The 24357-nt window shown below is 63.7% G+C and carries 21 protein-coding genes, 1 rRNA gene and 2 pseudogenes; 13 read left to right on the top strand and 11 right to left on the bottom strand.

Annotated elements, in window-relative coordinates; translation table 11 throughout:
- The first annotated feature begins 229 nt into the window (after positions 1-229).
- Positions 230-1294 (top strand): ornithine cyclodeaminase, encoded by a 1065-nt coding sequence (locus tag WM94_RS13825; RefSeq protein WP_061551425.1) that lies wholly within the window; start codon positions 230-232, stop codon positions 1292-1294.
- Between the two features lie 77 nt (positions 1295-1371).
- Positions 1372-1851: an Lrp/AsnC family transcriptional regulator gene (locus WM94_RS13830; protein WP_061551426.1), complete on the top strand. Its 480-nt coding sequence runs from the start codon at positions 1372-1374 to the stop codon at positions 1849-1851.
- 7 nt (positions 1852-1858) lie between these two features.
- On the opposite strand, the gene WM94_RS13835 is transcribed toward WM94_RS13830, so the two are convergent.
- From WM94_RS13835 to WM94_RS31110, 3 genes and pseudogenes are all read right to left on the bottom strand, one after another.
- A complete protein-coding gene (locus WM94_RS13835; protein WP_061551427.1) occupies positions 1859-3544 on the bottom strand; it encodes a bifunctional diguanylate cyclase/phosphodiesterase in 1686 nt (561 codons plus the stop codon).
- Between the two features lie 13 nt (positions 3545-3557).
- A complete protein-coding gene (locus WM94_RS13840) occupies positions 3558-4727 on the bottom strand; it encodes a methyl-accepting chemotaxis protein (RefSeq protein WP_371264024.1) in 1170 nt (389 codons plus the stop codon).
- A 114-nt stretch (positions 4728-4841) separates the two neighbouring features.
- Positions 4842-5123: pseudogene (locus WM94_RS31110) on the bottom strand (PAS domain-containing protein); the annotation flags it as partial.
- Positions 5124-5178: 55 nt separating this feature from the next.
- On the opposite strand from WM94_RS31110, the gene WM94_RS13845 reads away from it, so the two are divergent.
- The 5 genes from WM94_RS13845 (at position 5179) to WM94_RS13865 (ending at position 9626) form a co-directional block, all read left to right on the top strand.
- Positions 5179-5352 (top strand): hypothetical protein, encoded by a 174-nt coding sequence (locus WM94_RS13845; RefSeq protein ID WP_156485969.1) that lies wholly within the window; start codon positions 5179-5181, stop codon positions 5350-5352.
- A gap of 275 nt (positions 5353-5627) precedes the next feature.
- The gene (locus tag WM94_RS13850; protein WP_013971866.1) at positions 5628-6938 is read left to right on the top strand and encodes a C4-dicarboxylate transporter DctA; all 1311 of its coding nucleotides are present in this window, start codon (positions 5628-5630) and stop codon (positions 6936-6938) included.
- A 44-nt stretch (positions 6939-6982) separates the two neighbouring features.
- A complete protein-coding gene (locus WM94_RS13855; RefSeq protein ID WP_015269682.1) occupies positions 6983-7687 on the top strand; it encodes a FadR/GntR family transcriptional regulator in 705 nt (234 codons plus the stop codon).
- A 16-nt stretch (positions 7688-7703) separates the two neighbouring features.
- Complete coding sequence (locus WM94_RS13860) at positions 7704-8372, top strand: GntR family transcriptional regulator (protein ID WP_015269681.1); 669 nt, start codon at positions 7704-7706, stop codon at positions 8370-8372.
- A 192-nt stretch (positions 8373-8564) separates the two neighbouring features.
- Entirely contained in the window at positions 8565-9626 is a 1062-nt protein-coding gene (locus tag WM94_RS13865) for a hypothetical protein (protein WP_061551430.1), read from the top strand.
- 97 nt (positions 9627-9723) lie between these two features.
- Here WM94_RS13865 and WM94_RS13870 read toward each other — a convergent pair whose 3' ends face one another.
- Positions 9724-10152 carry a PACE efflux transporter gene (locus WM94_RS13870; protein ID WP_061551431.1) on the bottom strand — a complete coding sequence of 143 codons (429 nt, stop codon included), beginning with the start codon at positions 10150-10152 and terminating at the stop codon, positions 9724-9726.
- 101 nt (positions 10153-10253) lie between these two features.
- Between WM94_RS13870 and WM94_RS13875 the strand changes: the two genes are divergently transcribed.
- From WM94_RS13875 to WM94_RS31120, 3 genes and pseudogenes are all read left to right on the top strand, one after another.
- Complete coding sequence (locus WM94_RS13875) at positions 10254-11132, top strand: LysR family transcriptional regulator (protein WP_061551432.1); 879 nt, start codon at positions 10254-10256, stop codon at positions 11130-11132.
- Positions 11133-11274: 142 nt separating this feature from the next.
- Positions 11275-12306, top strand: a pseudogene (mcpA, locus tag WM94_RS31115) (methyl-accepting chemotaxis protein McpA); the annotation flags it as partial.
- Between the two features lie 114 nt (positions 12307-12420).
- Positions 12421-13161 carry a methyl-accepting chemotaxis protein gene (locus WM94_RS31120; RefSeq protein ID WP_370290711.1) on the top strand — a complete coding sequence of 247 codons (741 nt, stop codon included), beginning with the start codon at positions 12421-12423 and terminating at the stop codon, positions 13159-13161.
- Positions 13162-13274: 113 nt separating this feature from the next.
- Here the strand turns inward: WM94_RS31120 and WM94_RS13885 are convergent, their stop codons facing one another.
- The 3 genes from WM94_RS13885 to WM94_RS13895 form a co-directional block, all read right to left on the bottom strand.
- A complete protein-coding gene (locus tag WM94_RS13885; protein ID WP_061551433.1) occupies positions 13275-14339 on the bottom strand; it encodes a hypothetical protein in 1065 nt (354 codons plus the stop codon).
- A gap of 150 nt (positions 14340-14489) precedes the next feature.
- Positions 14490-14867 (bottom strand): RidA family protein, encoded by a 378-nt coding sequence (locus tag WM94_RS13890; RefSeq protein ID WP_061551434.1) that lies wholly within the window; start codon positions 14865-14867, stop codon positions 14490-14492.
- Positions 14868-14879: 12 nt separating this feature from the next.
- Positions 14880-16016 (bottom strand): FAD-binding oxidoreductase, encoded by a 1137-nt coding sequence (locus tag WM94_RS13895; protein WP_061551435.1) that lies wholly within the window; start codon positions 16014-16016, stop codon positions 14880-14882.
- A gap of 114 nt (positions 16017-16130) precedes the next feature.
- Here WM94_RS13895 and WM94_RS13900 point away from each other — a divergent pair, with 114 nt between their 5' ends.
- Complete coding sequence (locus WM94_RS13900; protein ID WP_039614291.1) at positions 16131-16724, top strand: helix-turn-helix domain-containing protein; 594 nt, start codon at positions 16131-16133, stop codon at positions 16722-16724.
- A gap of 217 nt (positions 16725-16941) precedes the next feature.
- Entirely contained in the window at positions 16942-17727 is a 786-nt protein-coding gene (locus WM94_RS13905; protein WP_061551436.1) for a sulfite exporter TauE/SafE family protein, read from the top strand.
- 3 nt (positions 17728-17730) lie between these two features.
- Here WM94_RS13905 and WM94_RS13910 read toward each other — a convergent pair whose 3' ends face one another.
- Positions 17731-18270, bottom strand: coding sequence for a histidine phosphatase family protein (locus WM94_RS13910; RefSeq protein ID WP_061551437.1), 540 nt, complete (start codon positions 18268-18270; stop codon positions 17731-17733).
- A 130-nt stretch (positions 18271-18400) separates the two neighbouring features.
- Complete coding sequence (locus tag WM94_RS13915) at positions 18401-20635, bottom strand: TonB-dependent siderophore receptor (protein WP_061551438.1); 2235 nt, start codon at positions 20633-20635, stop codon at positions 18401-18403.
- Positions 20636-20934: 299 nt separating this feature from the next.
- Here WM94_RS13915 and WM94_RS13920 point away from each other — a divergent pair, with 299 nt between their 5' ends.
- Positions 20935-22164 carry an MFS transporter gene (locus WM94_RS13920; RefSeq protein ID WP_061551442.1) on the top strand — a complete coding sequence of 410 codons (1230 nt, stop codon included), beginning with the start codon at positions 20935-20937 and terminating at the stop codon, positions 22162-22164.
- Here the strand turns inward: WM94_RS13920 and WM94_RS13925 are convergent.
- Both WM94_RS13925 and rrf read right to left on the bottom strand, forming a co-directional pair.
- A complete protein-coding gene (locus WM94_RS13925) occupies positions 22161-23969 on the bottom strand; it encodes an ABC transporter ATP-binding protein/permease (RefSeq protein WP_061551439.1) in 1809 nt (602 codons plus the stop codon). The genes WM94_RS13920 and WM94_RS13925 overlap by 4 nt on opposite strands.
- 194 nt (positions 23970-24163) lie before the next feature.
- Positions 24164-24279 (bottom strand): 5S ribosomal RNA (rrf, locus tag WM94_RS13930).
- Between the last annotated feature and the right edge of the window lie 78 nt (positions 24280-24357).

Genomic DNA, 24357 nt, shown 5'->3' on the forward strand with positions numbered 1-24357 from the left:
AGCCAGCTCTCATAGAACTGCACATAACTCATTGAATTAGCAGGGACCCTGTGGGAGCCGGCTTACCGGCGATAGGGCCGGCCCAGCCACAGCCGATTCGGCTGCCAGCGCAGCGAAATCAGCCAAAGCCGCTGCCGCCACAGCCCATTACAGCCAGCTTTGCCTCCCTACCCGCCGCACAATGAAACCAGAGCCCACTCTGGAAGCGTCGACCGCAGGGAGACCCCTCATGACCCGTTATATCGATGTGCAAGACCTGGCCCGCCTGGTCAACCGCAAAGGCCTGCCCACGTGCCTGCTGGAAATGGCCGAGTACATCCGCCAGGACTACCTGCGCTGGCCCGCCTTCGAAAAATGCGCCCGGGTGGCCAACCATTCAGCGGACGGCGTGATCGAGCTGATGCCAATCTCGGACGCCAGCCGCTACGCCTTCAAGTACGTCAACGGCCATCCGAAGAACACTCGCCATGGCCTGCCCACGGTGATGGCCTTTGGCGCCCTGGCCAGCGTCGATACCGGTGCACCGTTGCTGCTCAGCGAAATGACCCTGACCACCGCCATTCGCACCGCCGCCACCTCGGCCCTGGCCGCCCGCTACCTGGCGCGCGAAGACAGCCGCAGCATGGCATTGATCGGCAATGGCTCGCAGAGCGAGTTCCAGGCCATCGCCTTCAATGCCCTGCTGGGCATCGATGAAATCCGCCTGTATGACATCGACCCGGCTGCCTCGGCCAAGCTGGTCGCCAACCTGGCCAACCGCCCCGGCCTCAAGCTGAGCATCGCCAGCTCCGTGGCCGAAGCGGTGCGCGGGGCCGATATCGTCACCACGGTAACCGCCGACAAGGCTTGCGCCACCATCCTCACCCCGGAGATGATCGAGCCGGGCATGCACCTCAATGCCGTGGGTGGTGACTGCCCGGGCAAGACCGAGCTGCATCGGGCGATTGTCGAGCGGGCCCGGGTGATCGTCGAGTACGAACCGCAAAGCCGGGTGGAAGGCGAGATCCAGCAGATGCCTGCAGACTCGCCAGTGACCGAGTTCTGGCGTGTGGTCGCCGGGGAAGCCAAGGGGCGTGAGCGCACCGAACAGGTGACGCTGTTCGACTCGGTAGGGTTTGCCCTGGAGGATTACTCGGCATTGCGCTATGTGCTGGACACAGCGCAGGCACTGGGTATCGGCACGGACATCGGGCTGGTGCCGGTGTTGGAAGATCCGAAGGATTTGTATGGGCTGTTGCAGCCGCAGGTGGTGGAGTTGCGGGCGGTGCCCAAGGCTGGTTCTGTCTGCGCCTGATAGATGCTGGGGCCGCGCAGCGTCCCCCTTTACCGCCTAACCTGTCCCATGCCCTCTTCTGAAAGAAGCCCAAGCGCATGGACACCAAGGACGCCAACGCCCACCCCCTCGACCGCATCGACGAAACGATCATCGACATCCTGCGCCATGACGGCCGCATCACTTTCGAAAAACTCTCCAGCCTCGTCCACCTCACCCCGCGCCCCTGCCTGGAGCGTGTACGCAAGCTGGAGCGCCGTGGCGTGATCCGCGGCTACGGGGCGATCATCGACCTGCAGAAGGTCGCGCCCGGGGTGTCGCTGCTGGTGCTGGTCGCCCTGTCCAACCAAAGCGGGCGGGCCGCGCAGAAGGCCTTCGAAGCCACCCTGCGCAACTGCCCGGAAGTGCACGAGTGCCAGCTGATCAGCGGCCACTTCGACTACAGCCTGCGCCTGCGTTGCCGCGACATGGAACACTACCGGCTGCTCAGCGAAAGCTGGATGAACGACGACGCCCTGCACATCGACAAGCTGGTGGCCCACCCGGTGCTGGCCGAGGTCAAGCCAATGGCCCGCTGACGCGGCATCAAGGGTCACGCCATTGCACCGGCTGCCGGTAGGCCTGCGCCCAGGCTTGCACCGCACTGGCCGGCATCGGCCGGGCGATGCAGTAACCCTGTGCCAGTTCGCAGCCCAGGCCCATCAGCACGCGGCCGTGCTCGACACTCTCCAGCCCTTCGGCAATCACCTCGCGGCCAAACGCCCGGGCCAGGCCGATCACCGCTTCGGTCAGCGCCAGGTCGTCCTGGTCATGCAGGATGTCGCGCACGAATGACTGATCGATCTTGATCGTCTGTGTCGGCAAGCGCTTCAGGTAGCTCAGCGACGAATAGCCAGTGCCAAAGTCGTCCAGGGAGAAGCGCACACCCAGTGCGCGGCAGGCATCGAGACAGCAGCTGACATGCTGCAGGTTATCGATGGCCACCGACTCGACGATTTCCAGGTCCAGCCGCGCCGGGTCCACCTCCGGGTGCGCCGCCAGCAACTGCTGCAGGCGCTCGACAAAGTCACCACGCTGCAAATGCCGCGCGGCGATGTTCACGCTCAGTGACCAGGGCTGCCCCTGACGTTGCCATGCCTGCAACTGGTTCAGCGCCTGGTCGAGCACCCATTCGCCGATTTCCACGATCAGGTCGGTCTGCTCCACCGCCGGCAGGAAATCACCAGGCGGCACCAGCCCGCGGCCTGGCCGCTGCCAGCGCAGCAAGCCCTCGAAGCCCAGCACCTGGCCGCTGCGCAGGTTGACCTTGGGCTGGTAATACAGGCACAGCTCGCCGTTGTGCAGGGCCCGGCGCACCCGCGCCACGGTCTGGTGGGTAGCCTTGAGTTCCTGTTCCTGTGACACATCGAACAGGTGATAGCGGTTGCGTCCACGCTGCTTGGCCACATACATGGCCTGGTCGGCATGGCGCACCAAGGTGTCGGCGTCTTCGTCGTCCTGCGGGTACAGGGTCACGCCGATACTGGCGCTGAGCGACAGGCGCTGCTCGCGTACCACATAGGGCGCCGCCAGTGCCCGCAGCACTCGGCGCAGCGCAGCATGCAACTGGCGGTCTTCGACGTTGCGCAGGATCAGCACGAATTCGTCCCCCGACAACCGGGCCACTGCGTCGCCATCGCGCAGGATGTGCTTCAGCCGCTGCGCCACCTCGACTAACAGCAGGTCGCCCATGGCATGCCCGTAGCCGTCGTTGACTGCCTTGAAGCCATCCAGGTCGAGCATGCACACAGCCAGCGGAATGTCTTCACGGCGCGAGTAGGCCAGGGCCTGGTTCAGCAGGTCGGACAGGTAAGCGCGGTTGGGCAGGCCGGTTAGCACGTCATGGCCCACACGCCATTGCAAGGTATGCAGCAGCTGGCGCTTCTCGGTGACGTCGAAACGGATCGACACGTACTTGCGCACCTCTCCGGTGAGCGGGTCGACCAGTGGCACCATGGTGCTGTCGACCCAGTACAGCGAGCCGTCCCTGGCGCGGTTGCAGATCTCGCCCTTCCACACCCGGCCGGCGGCCAGCGCCCGCCACATGCCGACGAAGAACTCCGGCTCGTGTAGGCCGGAATTGAGGATGCGGTGGTTGGCGCCTAGCAGCTCCTCGCGGCTGTAGCCCGAGATGCTGCAGAACTGCTGGTTGACGTAAGTGATGGTTCCACGCAGGTCGGTTTCGGAAAAGATCGCAGCCGCGTCAACGGCTGCACGATAGTTGTCATCCATAAAGCATCCTGCCTTAACGGTTGAAGCGCTCCACAAGGGCACGCAGTCCGGCGCACACCTCTTCCAGTTCGGCGCCGCGAGAGGCTGCGGCGTTGGCGCTGTGTGCGCTGTGCTGGGCTATGCCGGCCACACCATTGATCTGCCTCGAGACGTCTTCGGCGACGGCCGACTGCTGCTGCGAAGCCGTAGCCATCTGCTGGCTCATGTCACTGATGCGCTGCACCGCATCACGAATGCCATGCAACGCCTGCCGCGCTTCCTGCACCTGGGCAACGCCCTGCTCGGCACCGTCGATGCCCTGGCTGGCAATCGCCACGGCCTCTTCTGCGCCACTGCGCAGAGCATCGATGATAGCCTGGATGTGCAGTGTCGACTGCCGGGTCTTGTCGGCCAGTGCCCGCACTTCATCGGCGACCACGGCAAAGCCACGGCCTTGCTCACCGGCACGGGCCGCCTCGATGGCGGCATTTAGCGCCAGCAGGTTGGTCTGCTCGGCGATGCCGCGGATCATCCCGGTGGCTTCGGCGATAGCACCGGTCTGACCAGCCAGGTGGCTGACCGCCTGGTTGATCTGGGCTACGGTACCGGCCAAGGTGCGGATTGCAGTTCCGCTGGCGTCGGCCACCAGGCTGCCCTGCTCGGCCAGTAGGTGCGCAGTGTGGGCTTCGGCAGCAGTCAGTTGCACATGGTTGGCAACCTCACCGATGGAAGCGGCCATCTGGTTCATGGCAGTGGCGCTCAGGTCGGTTTCCGCACGCTGCTCCAGCAATGCCGCCTCGGTGCTGCGCGACAACGCCCCGGCATCATGTGCAGCCACGGCCATCTGGGCCGCCAGGTCACTTAACCGGGTCAGCGCGGTTTTCAGCCGCGCCTCCTCGCTGATCAGCATCAATTGCAGTTGTCCGCCAGCACCGGGCAGGTCGCTGTAGGTCAAGGCGGCGATCGGGTCGGCGAAGGTGCCGCCTGCGCCCTGCACTACGCGCTCCATCTGCCGCCCAACGGCATTGCGTGCCAACAGGCCATAGGCCAGGAACAGCCCCAGGGTCAGCCCCTGCGCGACCAGGCCGGGCCACAGTTTGTTGGCCCCCAAAGCCAGCCCCCCGCCCACGAGCGGTACCGCCAGGTCATGCGCCAGCATGGTCGCGCGCCGTGACCAGGGCAAAACAGCCTGACCGTTGCGCATGCGTGCATACAGGGCCTCGGCACGGGCCACCTGCTCACGCGTCGGGCACACCCGTACCGATTCATAGCCCACCACCCGCCCGGCTTCGAGAATAGGCGTGACGTAGGCGTTGACCCAATAGTAATCGCCGTTGCGGCAGCGGTTCTTGACGATGCCCATCCAGCTCTTGCCGGCCTTCAGGTAATTCCACATCAACTGGTACACCGCCGGCGGCATGTCCGGGTGGCGTACCAGGTTGTGTGGGCTGCCGATCAGCTCTGCCTCGCTGTAACCGCTGATGGCGGCGAATTCGGGGTTGCAGTAGGTGATCAGGCTGCTGGTGTCGGTAGCAGAAATCAATCGCTGATCGGGGGGAAAACGTTGCTCTACCGGGGTGACCGGAAGGTTGAGACGCACTATGAGACTCCATTCATTCAAACGCCGGGAGCCTGCTTGCGAGGCGATTATCAGGATGAACCCCTGCAATCGACCCTTTGGTGACTTCCCGGTCGGGCGCGGATTCTACGAGGTCAGCCAAGGAATGCAAATAAACCTTACGAATCATGGCGTTATCGAAAATATCGAGGTCGGCATGGCGCTTGGCAAGCTGATTGCAATGTTGCACGAGGCACTGGCCAAAGCCTGATCTGATTCATGTGCGCACGCGGTTCCCCGCTGCGATTCACCTGTGAACGGCCGCACTGCGGCTCGACCCAACCAGATGCACCGAATTAGAGCCAGAGACGCTGGATTGCCCCACAACTGGTCAGACCGGTAAGGCCAAAAAACCTTGCAATGTCGGATTTTTCGCGCTTTCATGGCTTCGCGCTGAACAAACCGGTAAGACCACAATAATTAAGTCCTGCGCTCTTTCGCCCCGTGCGGCTACCGAAGCAAGGACACCGATCAGAGATCCCTCCCATGCTCAAATGGTGCTCGCGTTCGATCTTCCTTCAAGTCGTGCTCGGCCTTGCCCTCGGCATCGCCTGCGGTCTCAGCTTCCCCGACCTTTCCCTGCAACTCAAACCCCTTGGCGACGGCTTCATCAAGCTGATCAAGATGCTCATCGGCCTGATCGTGTTCTGCGTGGTGGTCAGCGGTATCTCGGGCGCCGGTGACCTGAAAAAGGTCGGGCGCATCGGCCTGAAGTCGGTGATCTACTTCGAGATACTGACCACCCTGGCGCTGGTGATCGGCCTGGTGTTCGCCTTCACCAGCGGCATCGGCAGCGGCGCCAACATCCACCTGGACCAACTGTCCAGCGCCGACGCCAGCAGCCTGGCCGAGCGCGGCCAGCACATCCACGGTGCCACGGCGTTCTTCATGGACCTGATCCCCACCTCGGTGATCGGCGCCTTTGCCGACAACAACATCCTCCAGGTGCTGCTGTTCTCGGTACTGTTTGGTAGCGCGCTGAACCTGGTGGGTGACTCGGCAGCCGGCATCTCGCGGCTGATCAACGAACTGAGCCACGTGATCTTCCGCATCATGGGCATGATCGTGCGCCTGGCACCGATCGGCGTGTTCGGCGCCATCGCCTTCACCACCAGCAAGTACGGCCTGGAATCGCTGCAGCACCTGGGCGGGTTGGTGGCGCTGTTCTACCTGACCTGTGCCGGCTTTGTACTGATCGTGCTGGGCACGGTCATGCGCCTGTCGGGGCTGAAGCTGCTGCCGCTGATCAAGTACCTGCGTGAAGAACTGACCATCGTGCTGGGCACCGCCTCGTCCGACGCCGTACTGCCACAGATCATGCGCAAGCTCGAGCATCTGGGCATCGGCAGCTCCACCGTCGGCCTGGTGATCCCCACCGGTTATTCGTTCAACCTCGATGGCTTCTCCATCTACCTGACCCTGGCCATCGTGTTCATTGCCAACGCCACCGGCACGCCACTGGCAATGACCGACCTGCTGACCATCCTGCTGGTGTCGCTGGTGACTTCCAAGGGCGCTCACGGCATCCCAGGCTCGGCGCTGGTGATCCTTGCCGCTACCCTGACCGCCGTGCCGGCGATCCCGGTGGTCGGCCTGGTACTGGTACTGGCGGTGGACTGGTTCATGGGCATCGGCCGGGCGCTGACCAACCTGATCGGCAACTGCGTGGCCACCGTGGCCATCGCCCGCTGGGAGAAGGACATCGACCTGGAACGCGCGCACAACGTGCTCGACGGCAAACCCGGCTTCGCCCCCACGCCACGCAAGCAGCCCAACCCCCATCAACAGGAATTCTGAGCGAACGTGGCCGGCACTGATGCCGGCCCTTCCAGGAGCGAACCGTGATCAGCTCATCTACCGTCGTCAACTCAGTGGTGGAAAAACTGCGCCAGGCCCTGGCCCGAGGCCAATGGCGTACCGGCGACATGCTGCCAGGCCAGCGCGAACTGGCCGAACAACTGGGCATCAGCCGCCCCAGCCTGCGCGAAGCGGTGACCGTGCTGGAAACCCTGGGCCTGGTGCGTTCGCTGCCAGGCAAGGGTGTGCTGGTACTGGATGTCGATGCCGCCACCCAGGAACCGGGCCTGGACACCAGCGCCGCAGCCAGCCTGGCCGACGTGCTGGAGCTGCGCTACACCCTTGAGCCTTTCATCGTCGGCCTGGTGGCGCAGTCGGCCAACAGCCAGGACATCGGCCAGCTGCGCCTTACCCTGATGGACATGCGTGAAGCGCTGGAGGCCGATGACAGCGAAGCCGGCGTCAGGGCCTACATCGCCTTTCATGAAGCGCTGTTCGCCCTGACCACCAACCCGATCTTCCAGAGCGTGGTGCAACAGACCGGCAATGCCCTCAAGCAAAGCGCTGACATGCTGCGCAATTCGCCAGAGCACCTGGCCGCGCGGCTGAAGGAAAACGAAGCGGTGGTGCGCGCCATACGTGAGCGCAGCAGCGCCCAGGCCAGTGCCCAGATGCGCCAGCACATCCTGGCCGAAGGGTTGCGCATGGGCATCCCGTTGAACATCCCGGACGAACACCCGCATCCATGACCCCAGGAGAGCGACCATGAACGCCGCCCCTCACTTGCCGGCCCTGCTCGCGGCCGGCGAAACCCGCCTGTCGGCCGAGCAGATCTACCCGCGGCTGTTCGATGCCATCCTCGAACAGCGCTTGCCACCTGGCAGCCTGTTGCCCGAACAGGCGCTGGGCCATGCCTTTGGTGTCAGCCGTACAGTGATCCGCCGTGTGCTCGGGCGCCTGTCCGACCAGCAGGTGGTGGTGCAACGCCCCAGCCACACTGCGCATCTGGCCGTGCCCGACCCGGAGCAGGCACGCCAGGTGCTCAGCGCCCGGCGTCTGGCCGAAACCACGCTGATCACCCTGGCCGCGCAACGCGCCCGGCCGGTACAGATTCGCCAGCTGCGGCAACTGGTGGCGCGCGAGCGCCAGCACCATGAAAACGGCGAGCGTTGTGCGGCGATCCGCCTGGGCGGCGAGTTTCACCTGAAACTGGCGCAGGTGGCTGCCAATGCGCCACTGGCGCGGTTTCTCAATGGGCTGGTGCCGATGACCTCGCTGATCATCGCCCGTTACGAGTCGCCTTGCTGCGACCACTGCGCGTGGGAGGAACATGCGGCGATCATCGATGCCGTGGAGCATGGCGATGCCGAGGCGGCGCTGGGGCTGATGCACAAGCACCTCGACCGCCTGGAAGAAAAGCTCGACCTGGAGTAAATGGGGACGCTGCGCGCCCCATCGCCGGCAAGCCAGCTCCCACTGGTTTCGCGCTGTTCTTGAGGTCATCGCGGCCCCTGTGGGAGCTGGCTTGTCGTGGCGACGAACCGCGTCGATGGGCTGCACGGCAGCTCTCTCAACCCCACCCTATACTCCGAGAACCACCCCAGCCTCTATCAGGGAGGCGGTTGCGTGAGCACTCGAGTCCTCCTGCTGCTGTGCCTGCTGCTGGCCCTGGCCGGCTGCGCAGGCAAGCCCCCACCTGTCCCACCACCACCGGTGGTGCTCACCCCCGCCGTCTGGCAACGCATCGACCAGGAACTGATCGAAGCCTCGGTCGGCGCCGGCAGCTCGGCCAACGACTATGCACGCCGTTCCATGCGGGTGTGGAAGGAACAGGTACAGCAGCGTACCGAAAGCGACTTCATCCCTTGGTTTACCGGCTACTGGACCCAGCAGTGGCTGACCCTCAAGGTGGCCTGGTACAAGATCGACAGCGGTGAAGGCCGGGAGCCGGCGGAAAAGCGCCTGGCGCTGTACCTGCAGGAGCAGTACCACAAGCGGGTGATCGAACCGGTGGCCGAGCAGATCAACCCCGAAGGCATTCGCGACCGCGCCAGCGAGCTGTACCTGCAACTGCTCGGCCAGCAGCTGCCGGCCATCATCAGCCGATACAACGCTCCCCCCGAGCAGTTCAGCCAACGCCTCAACCGCATTCCCGCCATCGCCCTGGGGCCACCGGATGCGCGCAATGCCAGCCTTTACCAGCTGCTGCGGGCCAAGTCGCTGGCCCAGCAACCTGCCTGGCAAGCCATGCGCCAGCATCTGCACCAGCAGGCCAGCAAAGGCCCGGGCAAGACCGATGTCGGGCTGAACTCGGTGGCCAACCAGGCCAGCGAAAAGCTCGGCGCCACCCTGGCTCCGCGCGGCATCGCCAGTGCCGTGGCGTCGGCAGTGGGCAAAGTGGCGGGGGCGATGATTTCGATTGCGGCGGCCGGCTATGGGGTCATGACCCATGACCGCGAACACCCGCAGATGGTCGAGCAGTTGCGGGTGATCCTCAACGTGGCGCTGAACCAGGAATGGCAGGAGCTGATGGAGAACCGCCAGAGCGGGGCCATGTCGGGGGTGTACTACCTTTCGGGGCAGGTCGAGGACAGCTTGCTGGCCAGTGCACCGAGGACGGAGGAACAACCGGTTGAGCAGCAGGTGAAGCAGCAGCAGGAGCCTTTGATCATTCGCCTGCCGCCTTAGTGGTTGACTGTGTCGGCCTTTTCGCAGCTCCCGCCTGAAGGTTGTGCGGTCGCTGTAGGAGCAGCCTTGTGCTGCGAAGAGGCCGGAACAGGTTGAATCAGGCTGCTGCCAAGGCTGAGCTGGGCAAGCCAAAGATCCGGTCGAACGCCCAGTTGTAGGCAAAGGTGTAGCACGGCACCAGCACGATGAACGCCATGTCCACCAGCAACGCCTCCAGCAATGTCATGTCCAGCCACCAGGCAATCAGCGGGATCAGGTACACCACCAGGGTCAGCTGGAAGCCGATGGCATGCGCCACCCGCCGTGCCACACTGCGCCCGCGCGTGGCCTGGCGGCTTTCCCACCACTCGAACAGGGTGTTGTAGATCAGGTTCCAGAGCATGGCGATGGTAGTGATCATCACCGCCAGAGGCCCGGTATGCGATGCCTGGGTGTCCGACAGGTAGGCCAGCCCGAGGGTCGACATGCACAGCCCGATCAGTTCATAGAAAGTCACGTAGACGAGTTTGCGTTTGAGTCTCTGCACCCGGGATTACCTCAAATGACAAAGCGATGGGGCGCGATCATGCTTCATCGTGCTTGACAGCAAAAGTCAGCAGCTGTCAGATCTTCTGACAGGAGGCTGCCATGAACTTTTCCAGCGACAATATCCAGCTGTTTCTCGCCGTGCTCGACCGCGGTTCGTTTTCCGCCGCTGCGCGGGCCCTGCAGCGGGTGCCTTCGGCCGTGAGCATGGCCATCGGCAACCTCGAGGCAGAACTGGGCTACACCCTGTTCGAGCGCGGCCCACGGGAAGTCCGCCCCTCCGCCGAGGCCAAGGCGCTGGAACCTCATGCCCGGTTGATCGCCGAACAACTGGGGCTGCTGCAGGTGCATGCCCTGGAACTTTCCCAGGGGCTGGAGAGCAGCCTGACCCTGGCCGTGGTGCCGGACATCGACCACCGCCCGCTGCTGGCGGCCATCGCTCACCTGGGTGAGCGGCACCCGCTGCTGGACATCGCCCTGCTCAGCGCCCCACAGGAAGAGGCCGTACACCTGCTGGACAGTGGCCGCGCCGACCTCTGCGTGGCTTTTGCCGGGTTGCAGGTCGATGCCCGTCGCGGCTTCCAGCACATCGGCATGGAATCGCTGGTGGCCACACTGTCCCCCGCTCACCCGGCCTTGCGCGAGGGGCGTATCCACTACCTCGAAGACCTGACCCGAGTGCGCCAGATCCTGGTGCGTAGCCATGATCTTCCGCTGACAGACCCACGCCCGTTGATAGGCGCCACGCACTGGTCAACCGACAGCTTCGACCTCGCCCTGCAGATGGTCGAGGCCGGCCTGGGCTGGGGCGACTTGCCGCTGTCGAGGGTCGCGCCACTGCTGGCCAGCGGGCGCCTGGTGCGCCTGGATTTTCGCAACACCCGCAACGAGCTGCAGTTGCCGGTACACATCTTCTGGCGCAAACAACAACCGTTGCAGCAGGCTGCACGCCTGTTGATCGAGCAGTTGTGTAGCCAGTGAATGCCGTCCGTCGAAATGACCGTAAGAAATTTCTGTAAGCACTTCAATCTTTTAACCCTTGAGCCGATATCCCGAACGATAGGTTCCGCAATGCGTCATGAGCGCGCTGCGCCCTCCCCTCATTGGCCCAAGGTCTCGAAACATGAACCTGAAATTTCGCCACAAGATCCTGCTCAGCGCCTGCGGTGTCGTGGTCCTGGCATTTGCCCTGTTCACGCTCTACAACGACTACCTGCAACGCAATACCATCCGCCAGAACATCGAAGCTTCGGTGCAGCAGTCGGGCGCACTGACCGCCAGTAGTGTGCAGAACTGGATGAGCGGGCGCATCCTGGTGCTGGAAAACCTGGCCCAGGACATCGCCCAGCAAGGCGCTGGCGATACCCTGGAAGGACTGATCGAGCAGCCATCCTATACGCGTAATTTCCTGTTCACTTACCTGGGCCAGGCCACCGGTGCGTTCACCCAACGCCCCAATGCGCAGATGCCCGCCGGTTACGACCCACGTCAGCGCCCGTGGTACGGCGCCGCGGCCAGCGCCGGGCAGACCGTGCTGACTGCCCCGTACCAGGGGGCTGTCGGCGGCCTGATGGTAACCATCGCCACGCCAGTGAAAAGCAAGAACAATGGCGAGCTGATCGGCGTGGTCGGCGGTGACGTCACCCTCGACACCCTGGTCGAGATCATCAACTCGGTCGATTTCGGCGGCATCGGCCACGCCTTCCTGGCCGACAGCAATGGCCAGGTGATCGTCAGCCCCGACAAAGACCAGGTGATGAAGAACCTCAAGGACATCTACCCCGGCAGCAACCTGCGAGTCGCCGCCGGCATGCAGGATGTCACCCTCAATGGCCAGGACCGCATCATTTCCTTCGCCCCGGTGGCCGGCCTGCCTTCGGCACAGTGGTACATCGGCCTGTCGATCGACAAGGACAAGGCCTACGCTGCGCTCAGCCAGTTCCGCACCTCGGCGATCATCGCGATGCTGATTGCGGTGGCTGCCATCGCCGGCCTGCTCGGCCTGCTGATCCCGATACTGATGAGCCCGCTGACCACCATGGGCCGCGCCATGCGCGACATCGCCGAGGGCGAAGGTGACCTTACCCGCCGCCTGACCGTGCAGAACAAGGACGAGTTCGGCGAACTGGCCACTTCGTTCAACCGCTTCGTCGAGCGCATTCATGCCTCGATCAGCGAAGTGTCCTCGGCAACCCGCCTGGTGCACGACCTGTCGGAGAAGGTGGTCAATGCCTCCAATGCGTCGATCATCGGTTCCGAAGAGCAAAGCATGCGCACCAACAGCGTGGCCGCAGCGATCAACGAGCTGGGTGCTGCCACCCAGGAGATCGCCCGCAACGCCGCCGATGCCTCGCAGCATGCCAGCGGTGCCAGCGAGCAGGCCCACGGTGGCCGTGAAGTGGTCGAAGAAGCGATCAGCGCCATGACCGCCCTGTCGCAGCGCATCAGCGAGTCCTGCGCGCAAATCGAAACACTCAACGCCAGCACTGACGAAATCGGCAAGATCCTCGACGTGATCAAGGGCATCTCGCAGCAGACCAACCTGCTGGCGCTGAACGCCGCCATCGAAGCGGCGCGTGCCGGTGAGGCCGGCCGTGGCTTTGCCGTGGTGGCCGACGAGGTACGCAACCTGGCGCACCGCACCCAGGAATCGGCGGAAGAAATCCACCGCATGATCACCAGCCTGCAGGTAGGCTCGCGCGAAGCGGTGCACACCATGAACACCAGCCAGGTTTCCAGCGAGCAGACCGTGCAGGTGGCCAACCAGGCCGGCGAGCGCCTGGCCAGCGTGACCCAGCGTATTGGCGAGATCGATGGCATGAACCAGTCGGTGGCTACCGCTACCGAAGAACAGACCGCCGTGGTCGAGAGCCTCAACCTGGACATCACCCAGATCAACGCCCTGAACCAGCAAGGGGTGGAGAACCTCAACGAGACCCTGCGCCATTGTGACCAACTGGCCCAGCAGGCCGGGCGCCTGAAGCAGCTGGTAGGCAGCTTCAGGATCTGATGGCCCAGGGGGGGCGCTCTGCGCCCCAATCGCGACGCAAGGCCGCTCCCACAGGTGCCATGCGATCCTTGTGGGAGCGGCCTTGTGTCGCGATCGGGCTGCGCAGCAGCCCCCTACGCCACCGCCGCTTTAACCACTTTGCTCCGCCGGACCCAGGCCAGCAGCACCGCCGCCATCAGCACGAAACCCAGGTAGCCGAACAGCGGGTACACCTCACCCACCAGGCTGATGAACCCCACCAGGCTGCATCCGAACGCCGCCACGCCGGCCACCACCGAGCCCCAGCGAAACCTCACCGTACCCGCCGGCATCAGCCGCGAGAGAAACGAGAACAACGTACCCACCGCAGTGTTGACGATCATGCCGAAGATAATCAGGCACATCACCAGCCCCAGCAGTGGCGATACTTCGTTGGCGATCGACAGCATCGGCATCGGCAGGTCAGCCACGCTGTCCAGGCGCGACAACAGCCCGGCACTCATCACCAGCATCAGGCCACCCAGTGCTGCGCCACCAAGCAACCCACCCCATACAGCGGTTCGCTCGCCCTTGGCCGACCCACCCAGGATGGCCAGGATCGGCGCGCCGGCAACGATGTTGTACGACACGTACAGGAACGCCCCCAGCAGCCAGTGACGGGCGCCCGCCTGTTGCTGGCTGGCCAGCTGGTCGAGCTGGGCGAAGCTCTGTTCCCGGCTGAACACGGCGTACAACGCAATCGCCGAGGCCACCAGGATCAGTAACGGCGTGATGGCACCAATGGCGAGGATCACCCTGCGCACATCCAGGCACACGATGCCCACCACGACCAGCGTCACCAACACGCTGCCGGCCAACGCCGGGATACCGAACTGCTGCTCCAGCAAGGCACCACCACCGGCCAGCATGACCACGGTGACGGCAAACATGAAAAAGGTAATCAGCCAGTCGACGAACAGGCCCAGGTGACGGCCGCAGATGGCCTGGATCACATCCTTGTGCGAAGTGGCCTGCTGCCGATTGCCCAGCCCCGCCAGGGCCATGCCGAGGAAGGTGAACAAGGCTGCGCTGACCAGCGCACCGACCAGCCCCCACACACCGAAATCGACAAAGAACAACAACAGTTCCCGCCCCGAAGCGAACCCCGCCCCCACGATCACGCCGACAAACGCGCCGGCAATCTTCAGCTGCTCTTGCATGTGAACCTCTGGATTTATTGTTGTTGTCTCACTGCCACCGCATACTTTTTGTAGGAGCAGCCTTGCGCTGCGAAGAGGCCGGTATGACTGTTGCAAATGCATGGGTTTTACTGGCCTCTTCGCAGCGCAAGGCTGCTCCTACAGAAGCGCTCAGGCGTCGCCGACGAACGCCTGCACTTCGATCTCCACATCCACCCCCAGCGCCAATGCCGAGGCCACGGTCGAGCGCACCGGTAGCGCTGCGCCGAAGAATTCCTTGTACACCTCGTTGAAGCCGCCGAAGTGGCTCATGTCCGAGAGCCACACCGTGGCCTTGACTACCTGGTCGAAACGCGCGCCGCAGGCCGCCAGGCTTTCGGCGATACGCTCGCAGGCGGCGCGGGTCTGGGTCTGGATGTCGCCGCGCACCACTTCACCGCCAGCACTCATCGGCACCTGGCCGGAAAGGAACAGGAAGCCGCCGGCTTTCACCGCACGGGAGAACGGGAACGGCAGGCTGCTGGGGAAACGCTGGATATCATTGCTCATGGGATGCTCCTTTCAGGGTTGCTGGAAACGGGCCGGGGACAGGCGCTCGGGCACCACCCCCTGGCTGACAAGGCCGGGACACAGGGGCAGGCCCAGCAGCAGGTCGGCAGCCAGGCGCGAGGCGCCCGCAGCCGACTGGATGCCATAGCCACCTTGTGCCGCCAGCCAGAAGAACGCTGGCGCGTGCACATCGAAACCGATCACCAGGTCGCCGTCGGCGACGAACGAACGCAGCCCGGCCCAGGTGTGGCTCGGGCGGCGGATCGACAGGGTGGTCATGGCTTCGATGTTGTAGATGCCCAAAGCCACGTCGAGCTCCTCGGGCGCGGCGTCCTGGGGTTCGACCGGGTCGGCATTGGCCGGCGACCCCAACAGCTGGCCGGCGTCGGGCTTGAAGTAGAAGCTTTCGTCTACGCCGACCACCGCCGGCCAGCGGGCGAAATCCTTGTCTGCCGGGCCTGGGAAAGTGAAGGCACTGCGCCGGCAGGGTTGCAGGCCGATGCGCGCCACCCCGCACTGCTCAGCCACTCGGTCGGCCCAAGCGCCAGCGGCATTTACCAGCTGGCGCGTCTGTACCCGGCTGCCATCGCCCAGCTGCACCTGCCACAGGTCATCCAGGTACCAGGCCTGGATCAGCTCGGCGTTACAGCGCAGTTCACCGCCAGCGGCGCGATAGCCGCGCAAGAAGCCCTGGTGCAGGGCATGTACGTCCAGGTCCATTGCGCCCGCTTCAAGCACCGCGCCGGCCAGGTTCTCGGCACGCAGGCTCGGTACCAGGGCCAGGGCTGCGTCGCGGTCGAGCAGGCTGACTTCGGTGCCGTTGGCCAGGTTCTGTGCGTGGGTCTGCTCGAGCAGCGTGCGCTGTTCCAGGCTGGCGACGTACAGGCAGCCGCGCGGTTCCAGCAGCGGGTGCTCGCAGAACCCTTGCGGTGGTGCTTCGTAGAAGGCCCGGCTGGCACGGGTCAGCGCCTGTATCTGCGGAGTGCCGTAGGCCTCCATGAACATGGCTGCCGAACGCCCGGTGGAATGGTAGCCAGGCTGCGCCTCGCGCTCGAGCAGCAGCACCTTCTGCCGGCCGGCCAGGCGATAACCGAGGGATGCACCAGCGATGCCCGCGCCGATGATGAGGGTGTCGTAGATCGGGATCATGCACGCTCCTGCCAGGGAATTTTCACATATGAGAATTCTAATATATGAGAATTTACGAATACGCAAGAGTCCAAGGTAAGATGCCCGACCAACGCCGCATGCCGAGACCCCCGAATGCCCGCTGCCCTACCCTTGCTGGACCGTGCCGTAGTCGGCCAGCGCCTGCGCCAGGTGCGCAAGGCGCGCCAGATGACACTCAAGCAATTGTCCGAAGCCAGTGGCGTACCGCTGTCCACCTTGTCAAAGATGGAGCTGGCGCAGGTCTCGGTCAGCTACGAAAAACTCGCCGCCGCCGCCCGGGCGCTGAACGTCGACATTGCCCAGCTGTTGCGCGCCAGCGGCACGGTAACCGCACCAGTGCCGGTGACGGTGGTGGTCGATTCACTGCCAGCGGCGGCTGGCTACTCGACCGGCACCTATGACTATCACCCGATTGCCGGCGACTTCCCTGAACGGCGCATGACACCCGCCTATGCCCGCATCATTGCCCGTGAACGTGGCGAGTTCGACGATTTTATCCGCCACCCGGGCCAAGAGTTCGCGCTGGTACTGAGCGGGCGCGTTCGTATCGAGTTCGAAACCGGGGAAGCGGTGAGCATCGGGCCGCAGGAGACGGCGTATTTCGACAGCCAGGTGGGACATATCTACCTGTCGGAAAGTGACGATGGTGCAGATGCGCATGTGATGGTGGTGATGACTGATCGCTGACCCGGTGCTGCCTGCCAGGGCCTATCGCCGGCAAGCCAGCTCCCACAGGTAGGCACAGGTCTTGAGGTTGATGCGGTGGGTGTGGGAGCCGGCTTGATAGAGCCCTGGCAGGCAGCACCTGGTTATAACCTAATAACGAACAAGTCTATTTGGCTATAAAAAAATCTATATGCTGGCTGCATCCGATAACGGGCAAAGTTGGGCGGTCGAGTAGCGTATGGATGTAGGTTCTTTCGGTTTCACCATTGCAGGCCTGGTCGTGGGTTTCATCGTCGGCATGACCGGCGTCGGTGGCGGCTCGCTGATGACCCCGATCCTGTTGTGGTTCGGCATCAGCCCGGCAACGGCCGTCGGTACCGACCTGCTCTATGCCGCCATCACCAAGGCCAGTGGCGTCTGGGTGCATGCGAGCAACAAGAACGTCGACTGGAAGATCACCGGCCTGCTCAGCCTGGGTAGCGTGCCCGCCGCGGCGCTGACCCTGTGGTTCCTCAGCACCCTGCACACCGACACATCGGCGCTCAACGCCGTCATCAAGCAAGGCCTGGCGGTGGTCCTGATCCTGACCGCGCTGGCCATCCTGTTCAAATCGCGTCTGCAGGCCTTCGCCAGTCGCCATGCCGGTGACCACTATCACCTCAGCGACCGCAGCCTGAATACCCTTACCGTGCTTACCGGCGTGGTGCTGGGGGTGATGGTCACCCTTACTTCCATCGGCGCTGGCGCACTGGGTACCGTGGCGCTGTTCCTGCTGTACCCGTTCCTGGTCACCCGCCGCCTGGTCGGTACCGAAATCGCCCACGCGGTGCCGCTGACCCTGGTGGCAGGGCTGGGCCATGCGGGGATGGGCAACATGGACTGGTCGCTGCTGGGTTACCTGCTGCTGGGCTCGCTGCCAGGCATCTACCTGGGCAGCCACCTCACCGGGCGGATTTCCGACCGCGTGCTGCGCCCGTGCCTGGCGGCGATGCTGTTGCTGATTGGCTACAAGCTGGCGTTCTGACCTTCAGCCCAGGCGCAGGCGCCACTGCCCGGTAAAGCTCAGCTCCAGACGCGACAGGGGCAACACGTCGACCCGCTGGCTGGCGCTCATCGGGCAGCCAAGTACTTGTACAAGCACGGCGCGCATCACCATCGGGTGGGTAACTGCCAGCCATTCACCAGGCCTGTCGAAGGCCGCCAGCCAGGCGGCGATGCGCTGGCAAAGCACGGCGAACGACTCGCCGCCGTGAACATCACTGGCCGGGTCCTGAAGCCATTCGGTCAACGCCTGCGATTGCTCGGCCTGCAGTTGCTTCAGTGTCAGCCCTTGCCAACGCCCCAGGTCGCAATCGGCCAATGCCGGCTCGACCTGCACCGGCCCAGAAAACCACGCCGCTGTCTCGCAGGCTCGCCGCTCTGGTGCAGTCAGCACCGGCACACCGGCAAGGTCGGCGAAAGGCTGTTGGCCCAGTGGAAGAATGCCGTCTTCGGCATGGTGCAGTCGCCCGGACTTCTGGGCTTGGGTCAGGGCATGGCAGATCAGCGTCAGGCGGACGGCTTTCACCGGATTTTCTCATGGCGGGTTGAGGCGCAAGGTTTAGCATGCTGCGGCACTTTTTGCCGCAACAAATATGGCACCGCCTGCGCCAGTGTTTCCCGGTTTGCCGGTGAATGGGCCGTACAGCACCCCGATGTCAGAAGGTGATATTCAGCGCAGCGAACACCGCCCTGCCTGGCTGGTTATAGGTATTGGCGCCCGAAGTACTGGCGTTGCCACCACGCAGGATCTGCTTGTCGAACACGTTGTTCACCCCCACCCGCACGTCGTAGTTGGCGTTGAACTTGTACCCGGCGCTCACGTCCACCAGGCCGTAGGCTTCCACATCCTGTTGCGCGGCCTTGTCGTAGCTTTGCTGGGTGCGGTCGTTGAAGGTCGGCGACTTCTGCTTGCCGAAATAGGTACCCGCCACCTGGAACGACAGCTTCTCGGTGGCGCGCCAGTCGAGGGTGGTGTTGACGGTGTATTCCGGGATCACCGACAGCGGCTCGCCGGTCTCGCGGTTGTCGTTGTCGAGCATCCAGGTCAGGTTGGTGTTCCAGTCCAGGGCCGGGGTCAGCTCGATGAACAGGTTGCCTTCGATACCCTCCACCCGCGCCTTGCCGGCGTTGTCCCATTGGGTCACGCGGCTGCCGGTGCCGATGGTGTACAACACATCGGTATCACCGACGATCTTGTTCTTGTAGTCGTTGCGAAAGTAGGTGGCACTGGTGCGCCAGGTACCCCGGTCATACATCAGGCCGATTTCCTTGTTGACGCTGATCTCGGGCTTGAGGTCGGCGTTGCCCTGCAGGTAGCAGCCACCGTTGTTGGTCTGCTGCACGCTGCAACCATTGCCGCGGCTGTACAGCAAATAGTTGGGGTTGGACTGGTACAGGTTCGGGGTCTTGTAGGCGCGCGCGATACCGCCTTTGACCGACAGTGCTTCGGTCAGCTTGTGCGACAGGTTCAGGCTGGGGCTGAAGTTGTCGCCAAAGGTTTCGTGGTGGTCGAAACGCAGGCCCGGGGTAATGGTGGTGTCGCCGACAATGATGTTGTCCTCGACGAACAGCGCATAGCTGCGGGCGGTCGTTTTCGAGCTGCTGCGGTCGAAACCGACGAGCCCGTCATTCCCCGTGGGGTCCGAGCTTTGTGGGCGCAGCGAGCCCTGATCATTGAGCGTTTCGTACAGGTACTCGCCGCCCAGGGTCAGCACATGCTCGGCGCTGCCCATGGCGAACGGCAGGTTCACTTCGCTGCTCAGGCGCGTGTTGCGCAGGCGCGACATGGCGGCGCCTTCAGCATTGGGAGCACCTTCGGTACGGCCTGCCAGGCCCTCGTTTAGACGCCAGTTACGCACGTACTCGTAGGCCAGCACGGTCTTGCTGGTACCCCAGGTGAAATCGCCCAGGTGGGTCAGGTCGTAGGTACTGCGCTGCATCACATTGGTTTCGTGGCCGTACAGGCTGGACACGAACTCGACGTCACCACCGCCGTTGCTGTTCATGGTGTCGCCGGCAAAGATATTGCCCTGGCGGCTGTAGCCGGCACTGGCCTCGAGGCGGTGCTCGTCGTTCAGCTTCCAGCTCAGCAGGCCATTGATGTCCTTGTTGCGTACGCCTTCGCGGCCCGCCACCAGCGCACTGGTGGCATGCCCGGCGTTGATGTCCAGGTCGTCGGCATCGGTCTTGGCCAGACCGCCGTACAGGCGGAAGCCGAGGTTGTCGGTCAGGCCGCCGCCCAGGTTGAAGTTGGCCCGGCGGCTGGCGCCCTCGGCGCTGTCTTCCGGCAGCTGGGTGTACAGGCTGACGCTGCCCTTGAGTTCATCGGTGGGCCGTTTGGTGATGATATTGACCACCCCGCCCATTGCGCCGGAGCCGTAACGTGCGGCCGCCGGGCCACGCAGGATCTCGATGCGCTCGACCGCTTCTGCCGGTACCCAGTTGGTTTCACCGCGGGTATCGCGGTCGCCGTTCCAGCCATAGCGCACGGCATTGCGTGCGCTGGATGGCTTGCCGTCGATGAGGATCAGGGTGTTTTCCGGGCCCATGCCGCGCAGGTCGATCTGCCGGTTGTTGCCACGCGCGCCGCTGGCGCTGTTGCCGGTCAGGTTGACCCCGGGCTCGCGGCGGATGATGTCGGACAGGTCATTGGCCGGCGGGTGGCGCTTGATGTCTTCGGCGGTGATGATCGACGTACCCAAGGCCTGGCGTGCCTCGCGCTCGGCGGTGACCAGGGTGTCCTGGATCACCAGCGCGTTGTCGGCGACCGGCATCTCCAGCACCTCACCCGTACGCTGTTCTTCGGCCTGGGCCGCGGTGACCACCATGGCCGATGACGCCAGCGCGACAAACGCCAGGGCCAGGCTTTTGGGTGAAGTCTTGCACTGCATGGGTACATCTCCTGCGATTCATGAGCGAAACGGCACATCCCTGTCGGAAACCGGGAGCCCTCGCCCACCGGCCTCGCAAACACAGTTTGGTGGCCAACAGGGATGGTAAATATAGAGATTCGCAAATGAGTTTAAATCTTATTTACGAAGTTTACATGTTTGTAACGGAACTTTGCTGACACGACAGCGTTGCCGGCGCAGCCCGGCTATTCGCGCTGATGCTTGCATACACCTGTCCGATTTGCATCCTGCGTGACGGCTCCTACAGTTTCGAACGTAGCCCTCTGCCGAGCCTCCTGATGCGCAGCCACGAAGAAAGCCACGCCATGAACGCCACCAGGTCCCTGTCGAAGATCCCTCGCAGCGTCTGGGCGTTGGGCTTCGTATCGATGTTCATGGACATTTCCTCGGAAATGATTCACGCCCTGCTGCCGCTGTACATGGTCACCGTGCTTGGCACCTCGGTAGTGGCGGTGGGCTTTATCGAAGGTGTTGCCGAAGCGACCGCTTCGATCACCAAGGTGTTTTCCGGCGCCCTCAGCGACCGGCTGGGCAAGCGCAAGCTGCTTACGGTGCTGGGCTATGGCCTGGGTGCGTTGACCAAGCCGGTGTTCCCCATGGCCTCCGGGCTGGGGTGGTTAACCGCAGCACGCTTCGTCGACCGGGTCGGCAAAGGCATTCGTGGGGCGCCGCGCGATGCACTGGTGGCCGACGTCACGCCCGCAGAACTTCGTGGTGCAGCCTTCGGCCTGCGCCAGGCGCTGGATACCGTGGGCGCCTTCCTTGGGCCGTTGCTGGCGATCGTGCTGATGTGGCTGACCGCGAGCCATTTCCAGACGGTGTTCTGGGTGGCGGTGCTTCCGGCGTTCGTGGCGATGTACATCCTCATCGCCTTCGTGCGCGAACCTGAAACGCCGGCCACCACCCGGCCGGTGCGCTCACCGCTGGCCCTGCACGAGCTGGCCCGCCTGGGCCCGGCCTACTGGCGGCTGATCGGCCTGGCCACACTGTTCACCCTCGCCCGCTTCAGCGAGGCGTTTCTGCTGCTGCGCGCCCAGGACATGGGCCTGGCGCCGCTGTGGGCGCCGGCAGTGCTGGTGCTCATGGCCCTGGCCTACTCGTTGTCAGCCTACCCAGCGGGGGTACTATCGGACCGCGTAGGCCGCCGGGGCGTGCTGATGACCGGGCTGGGGCTGCTGGTCGCCGCCGACCTGCTGCTGGCCCTGCTGCCGGGCTGGACCGGGCTGGCCATGGGGGTGGCTGCCTGGGGCCTGCACCTGGGCTTCAGCCAAGGCATCTTTGCCGCCATGATCGCCGACAGCGCCCCCGCGGAGCTGCGCGGTACAGCCTTCGGCCTGTTCAACCTGCTGACCGGCGTGGCGCTGCTGGTGGCCAGCGTGGTGGCCGGGCTGCTGTGGGACGGGGTCGGCTTCAAGGCGACATTCCTGCTTGGCGCAGCATGTGCCGGCGGCACCCTGATCGGGGTCGTATTGCTCAGGCCGGCCCCGATCACCGGCAATCCAAACTAGGCCAGCGCTGGCTGCTGCTCCAGTAGCGACCAGCCGCCATGTCCATCCACCTCCAGCCGGTGGGTATGGAAACCTGCCAGTGTACTGCGGTGCCCGACACTGACCAGCAATGCCCCCGGCATTTCCGTACGCAGCAGAGAATACAGGGCATGCTCGAGCCCTTCGTCCATGGCCGAAGTGGACTCGTCAAGGAACACCACTTGCGGCCGGTTGAATAGCACCCGGGCAAATGCGAGGCGCTGCTGCTCACCAACCGAGAGAATGTGTGACCAGTCACAGCGGACTTCCAGTCGCTCGGCCAAGTGGGCCAGGTTGACCTGGCGCAAGGCCTGCTGCATCCGCGTTTCATCCTCAGGTCTGCTGGCCACCGGGTAGGCGATGACCGTGCGCAGATCGCCCAGCGGCAGGTACGGCCGCTGCGACAAGAACAGCGCCTGGTGGCCCAGCGGGCGCCTGACCTCACCCTCGGCGTACGGCCAGAGTCCCGCCAGCGCACGCAGCAGCGTGGTTTTACCGCTGCCCGACGGCCCCTTGATCAACAGCGCCTGGCCGGCATGCAGATCAAGGTCCAGGTCGGTGATAAGGGCATGCCCGTCCGGGCGCAGCACCTGCAGGCGGCTGATCGCCAAGGCATGCTCCTGGTCCTCGGTGATGACGCGCGGCAAAGCGCTCGCCTGCTCATTGGCATCGAGGAAGCCGGTCAGACGATCGAGGGTGGCCCGGTACTGGGCAAACGCATCATACGACTCGCGGAAGAACGACAACGAATCCTGCACCTGGCCAAAAGCCTGGGAGGTCTGCATGACGTCGCCCAGCTTGATCGCCCCGCTGAAGAAGCGCGGTGCCTGCAGAATGAAGGGGAACACCACTGCGACCTGGCTCACGCCCAGGTTGAAACCGCTGAATTTCAGGTTCCGGAACACCAGCGCCCAGGCATTCACGATCAAGGCACCAAAGCGACCCAGCAACGTGCCCCGCTCGACCTGCGCGCCCTGGTAGAAAGCGATGTTCTCGGCATTTTCGCGCAGACGCATCAGCGCGTAACGGAAGTTGGCGGTGAGCTTTTCGTTGAGGAAGTTCAGGCGGATCAGCGGCCGCCCGAGACGGAAGGCGATCCAGGTGGCGACGATGACGTAAAGGTACACCGCAAACACCATAGCCCGGGGAATCTCCACACCGGCAACGGCCAGCGGCGCCGACAGCCCCCAGAGGATGCCGGTGAACGCCACCAGCGAAACCAGCGCACTGACTGCGCCCAGGGCGAGGGTCACCGAGTTGCTGACAAAGGCGTTGACGTCCAGTTCGATACGTTGGTCAGGGTTGTCCACGGGCTCGGCGAGGAACTGGCCACGGTAGTAGGCATCGCCGTGCATCCAGTCGTGGGTCAGGCGCTCGGTCAGCCAGACTCGCCATTGGATGCTGAACGCCTGGCTTACATAGAAGGTGAACAGCGAACGCAGCACATGGATGGTGGCCAATACTGCAAAGACACCGAGCAGGTACCAGAAGGCGGCTTGGTCAAGGCCCTGCAAGGCGCTGTAGAAGCCGTTGTACCAGAATGAGAACAGCACGTTCAGACGCACCGAGAATAGCGTCAGAACCAGCAGCAGGGCGAATACCAGTAACGGTCGCCAACTGCGCCTGAAACTGAAATAGGGCCCGGCAAGCTGCCAGAACTGGCTGCCCCAGCGCGTACAACGTACGGCCAGTGTGGCGGCTGCTATGAAGCAGACAAGGCTGATGAACGAGGCGATTGCCAGCCAGCTCAGGCTCTCTTGCAAGGCCTGGTGCCAGTTCATTTCCATGATGGGTATCCGTGCTGAGTATTTCCGCGAGCGTAGCATTGACCTGTGATTCGTCAGGCATAAATGACGCACATTTCATGATTGCTTTCGGAGCTACGCGGGCCCCTGTGGGAGCGTTGTACAGGTCTGGGGCTTATTTGCCAGAAAGACAAAACCCCTACCTGCATGTGCAGATAGGGGTTTTGCGAAATGAATCTTGACGATGACCTACTCTCACATGGGGAAACCCCACACTACCATCGGCGATGCATCGTTTCACTACTGAGTTCGGGATGGGATCAGGTGGTTCCAATGCTCTATGGTCGTCAAGAAATTCTGTTGCCAGAATGTCCAGATGGACAGCCCAGCGAATTCGGATATGCGATATTTGTGATGTTGCGAACTTTCG

The sequence above is a fragment of the Pseudomonas sp. ABFPK genome (assembly GCF_001586765.1).
Lineage (GTDB): Bacteria > Pseudomonadota > Gammaproteobacteria > Pseudomonadales > Pseudomonadaceae > Aquipseudomonas > Aquipseudomonas asiatica.

Bases quoted from the DNA above. Each gene is read 5' to 3' on its own strand.
- WM94_RS13830 (WP_061551426.1), top strand. From the start codon at position 1,372: ATGGACACCAAGGACGCCAACGCCCACCCCCTCGACCGCATCGACGAA.
- WM94_RS13905 (WP_061551436.1), top strand. From the start codon at position 16,942: ATGGATGTAGGTTCTTTCGGTTTCACCATTGCAGGCCTGGTCGTGGGT.
- WM94_RS13895 (WP_061551435.1), bottom strand. From the start codon at position 16,016: ATGATCCCGATCTACGACACCCTCATCATCGGCGCGGGCATCGCTGGT.
- WM94_RS13840 (WP_371264024.1), bottom strand. From the start codon at position 4,727: ATGCGCAACGGTCAGGCTGTTTTGCCCTGGTCACGGCGCGCGACCATG.
- WM94_RS13850 (WP_013971866.1), top strand. From the start codon at position 5,628: ATGCTCAAATGGTGCTCGCGTTCGATCTTCCTTCAAGTCGTGCTCGGC.
- WM94_RS13900 (WP_039614291.1), top strand. From the start codon at position 16,131: ATGCCCGCTGCCCTACCCTTGCTGGACCGTGCCGTAGTCGGCCAGCGC.
- WM94_RS13925 (WP_061551439.1), bottom strand. From the start codon at position 23,969: ATGGAAATGAACTGGCACCAGGCCTTGCAAGAGAGCCTGAGCTGGCTG.
- WM94_RS13860 (WP_015269681.1), top strand. From the start codon at position 7,704: ATGAACGCCGCCCCTCACTTGCCGGCCCTGCTCGCGGCCGGCGAAACC.
- WM94_RS31120 (WP_370290711.1), top strand. From the start codon at position 12,421: ATGCGCACCAACAGCGTGGCCGCAGCGATCAACGAGCTGGGTGCTGCC.
- WM94_RS13890 (WP_061551434.1), bottom strand. From the start codon at position 14,867: ATGAGCAATGATATCCAGCGTTTCCCCAGCAGCCTGCCGTTCCCGTTC.
- WM94_RS13835 (WP_061551427.1), bottom strand. From the start codon at position 3,544: ATGGATGACAACTATCGTGCAGCCGTTGACGCGGCTGCGATCTTTTCC.
- WM94_RS13920 (WP_061551442.1), top strand. From the start codon at position 20,935: ATGCGCAGCCACGAAGAAAGCCACGCCATGAACGCCACCAGGTCCCTG.
- WM94_RS13845 (WP_156485969.1), top strand. From the start codon at position 5,179: ATGAACCCCTGCAATCGACCCTTTGGTGACTTCCCGGTCGGGCGCGGA.
- WM94_RS13885 (WP_061551433.1), bottom strand. From the start codon at position 14,339: ATGCAAGAGCAGCTGAAGATTGCCGGCGCGTTTGTCGGCGTGATCGTG.
- WM94_RS13875 (WP_061551432.1), top strand. From the start codon at position 10,254: ATGAACTTTTCCAGCGACAATATCCAGCTGTTTCTCGCCGTGCTCGAC.
- WM94_RS13915 (WP_061551438.1), bottom strand. From the start codon at position 20,635: ATGCAGTGCAAGACTTCACCCAAAAGCCTGGCCCTGGCGTTTGTCGCG.
- WM94_RS13825 (WP_061551425.1), top strand. From the start codon at position 230: ATGACCCGTTATATCGATGTGCAAGACCTGGCCCGCCTGGTCAACCGC.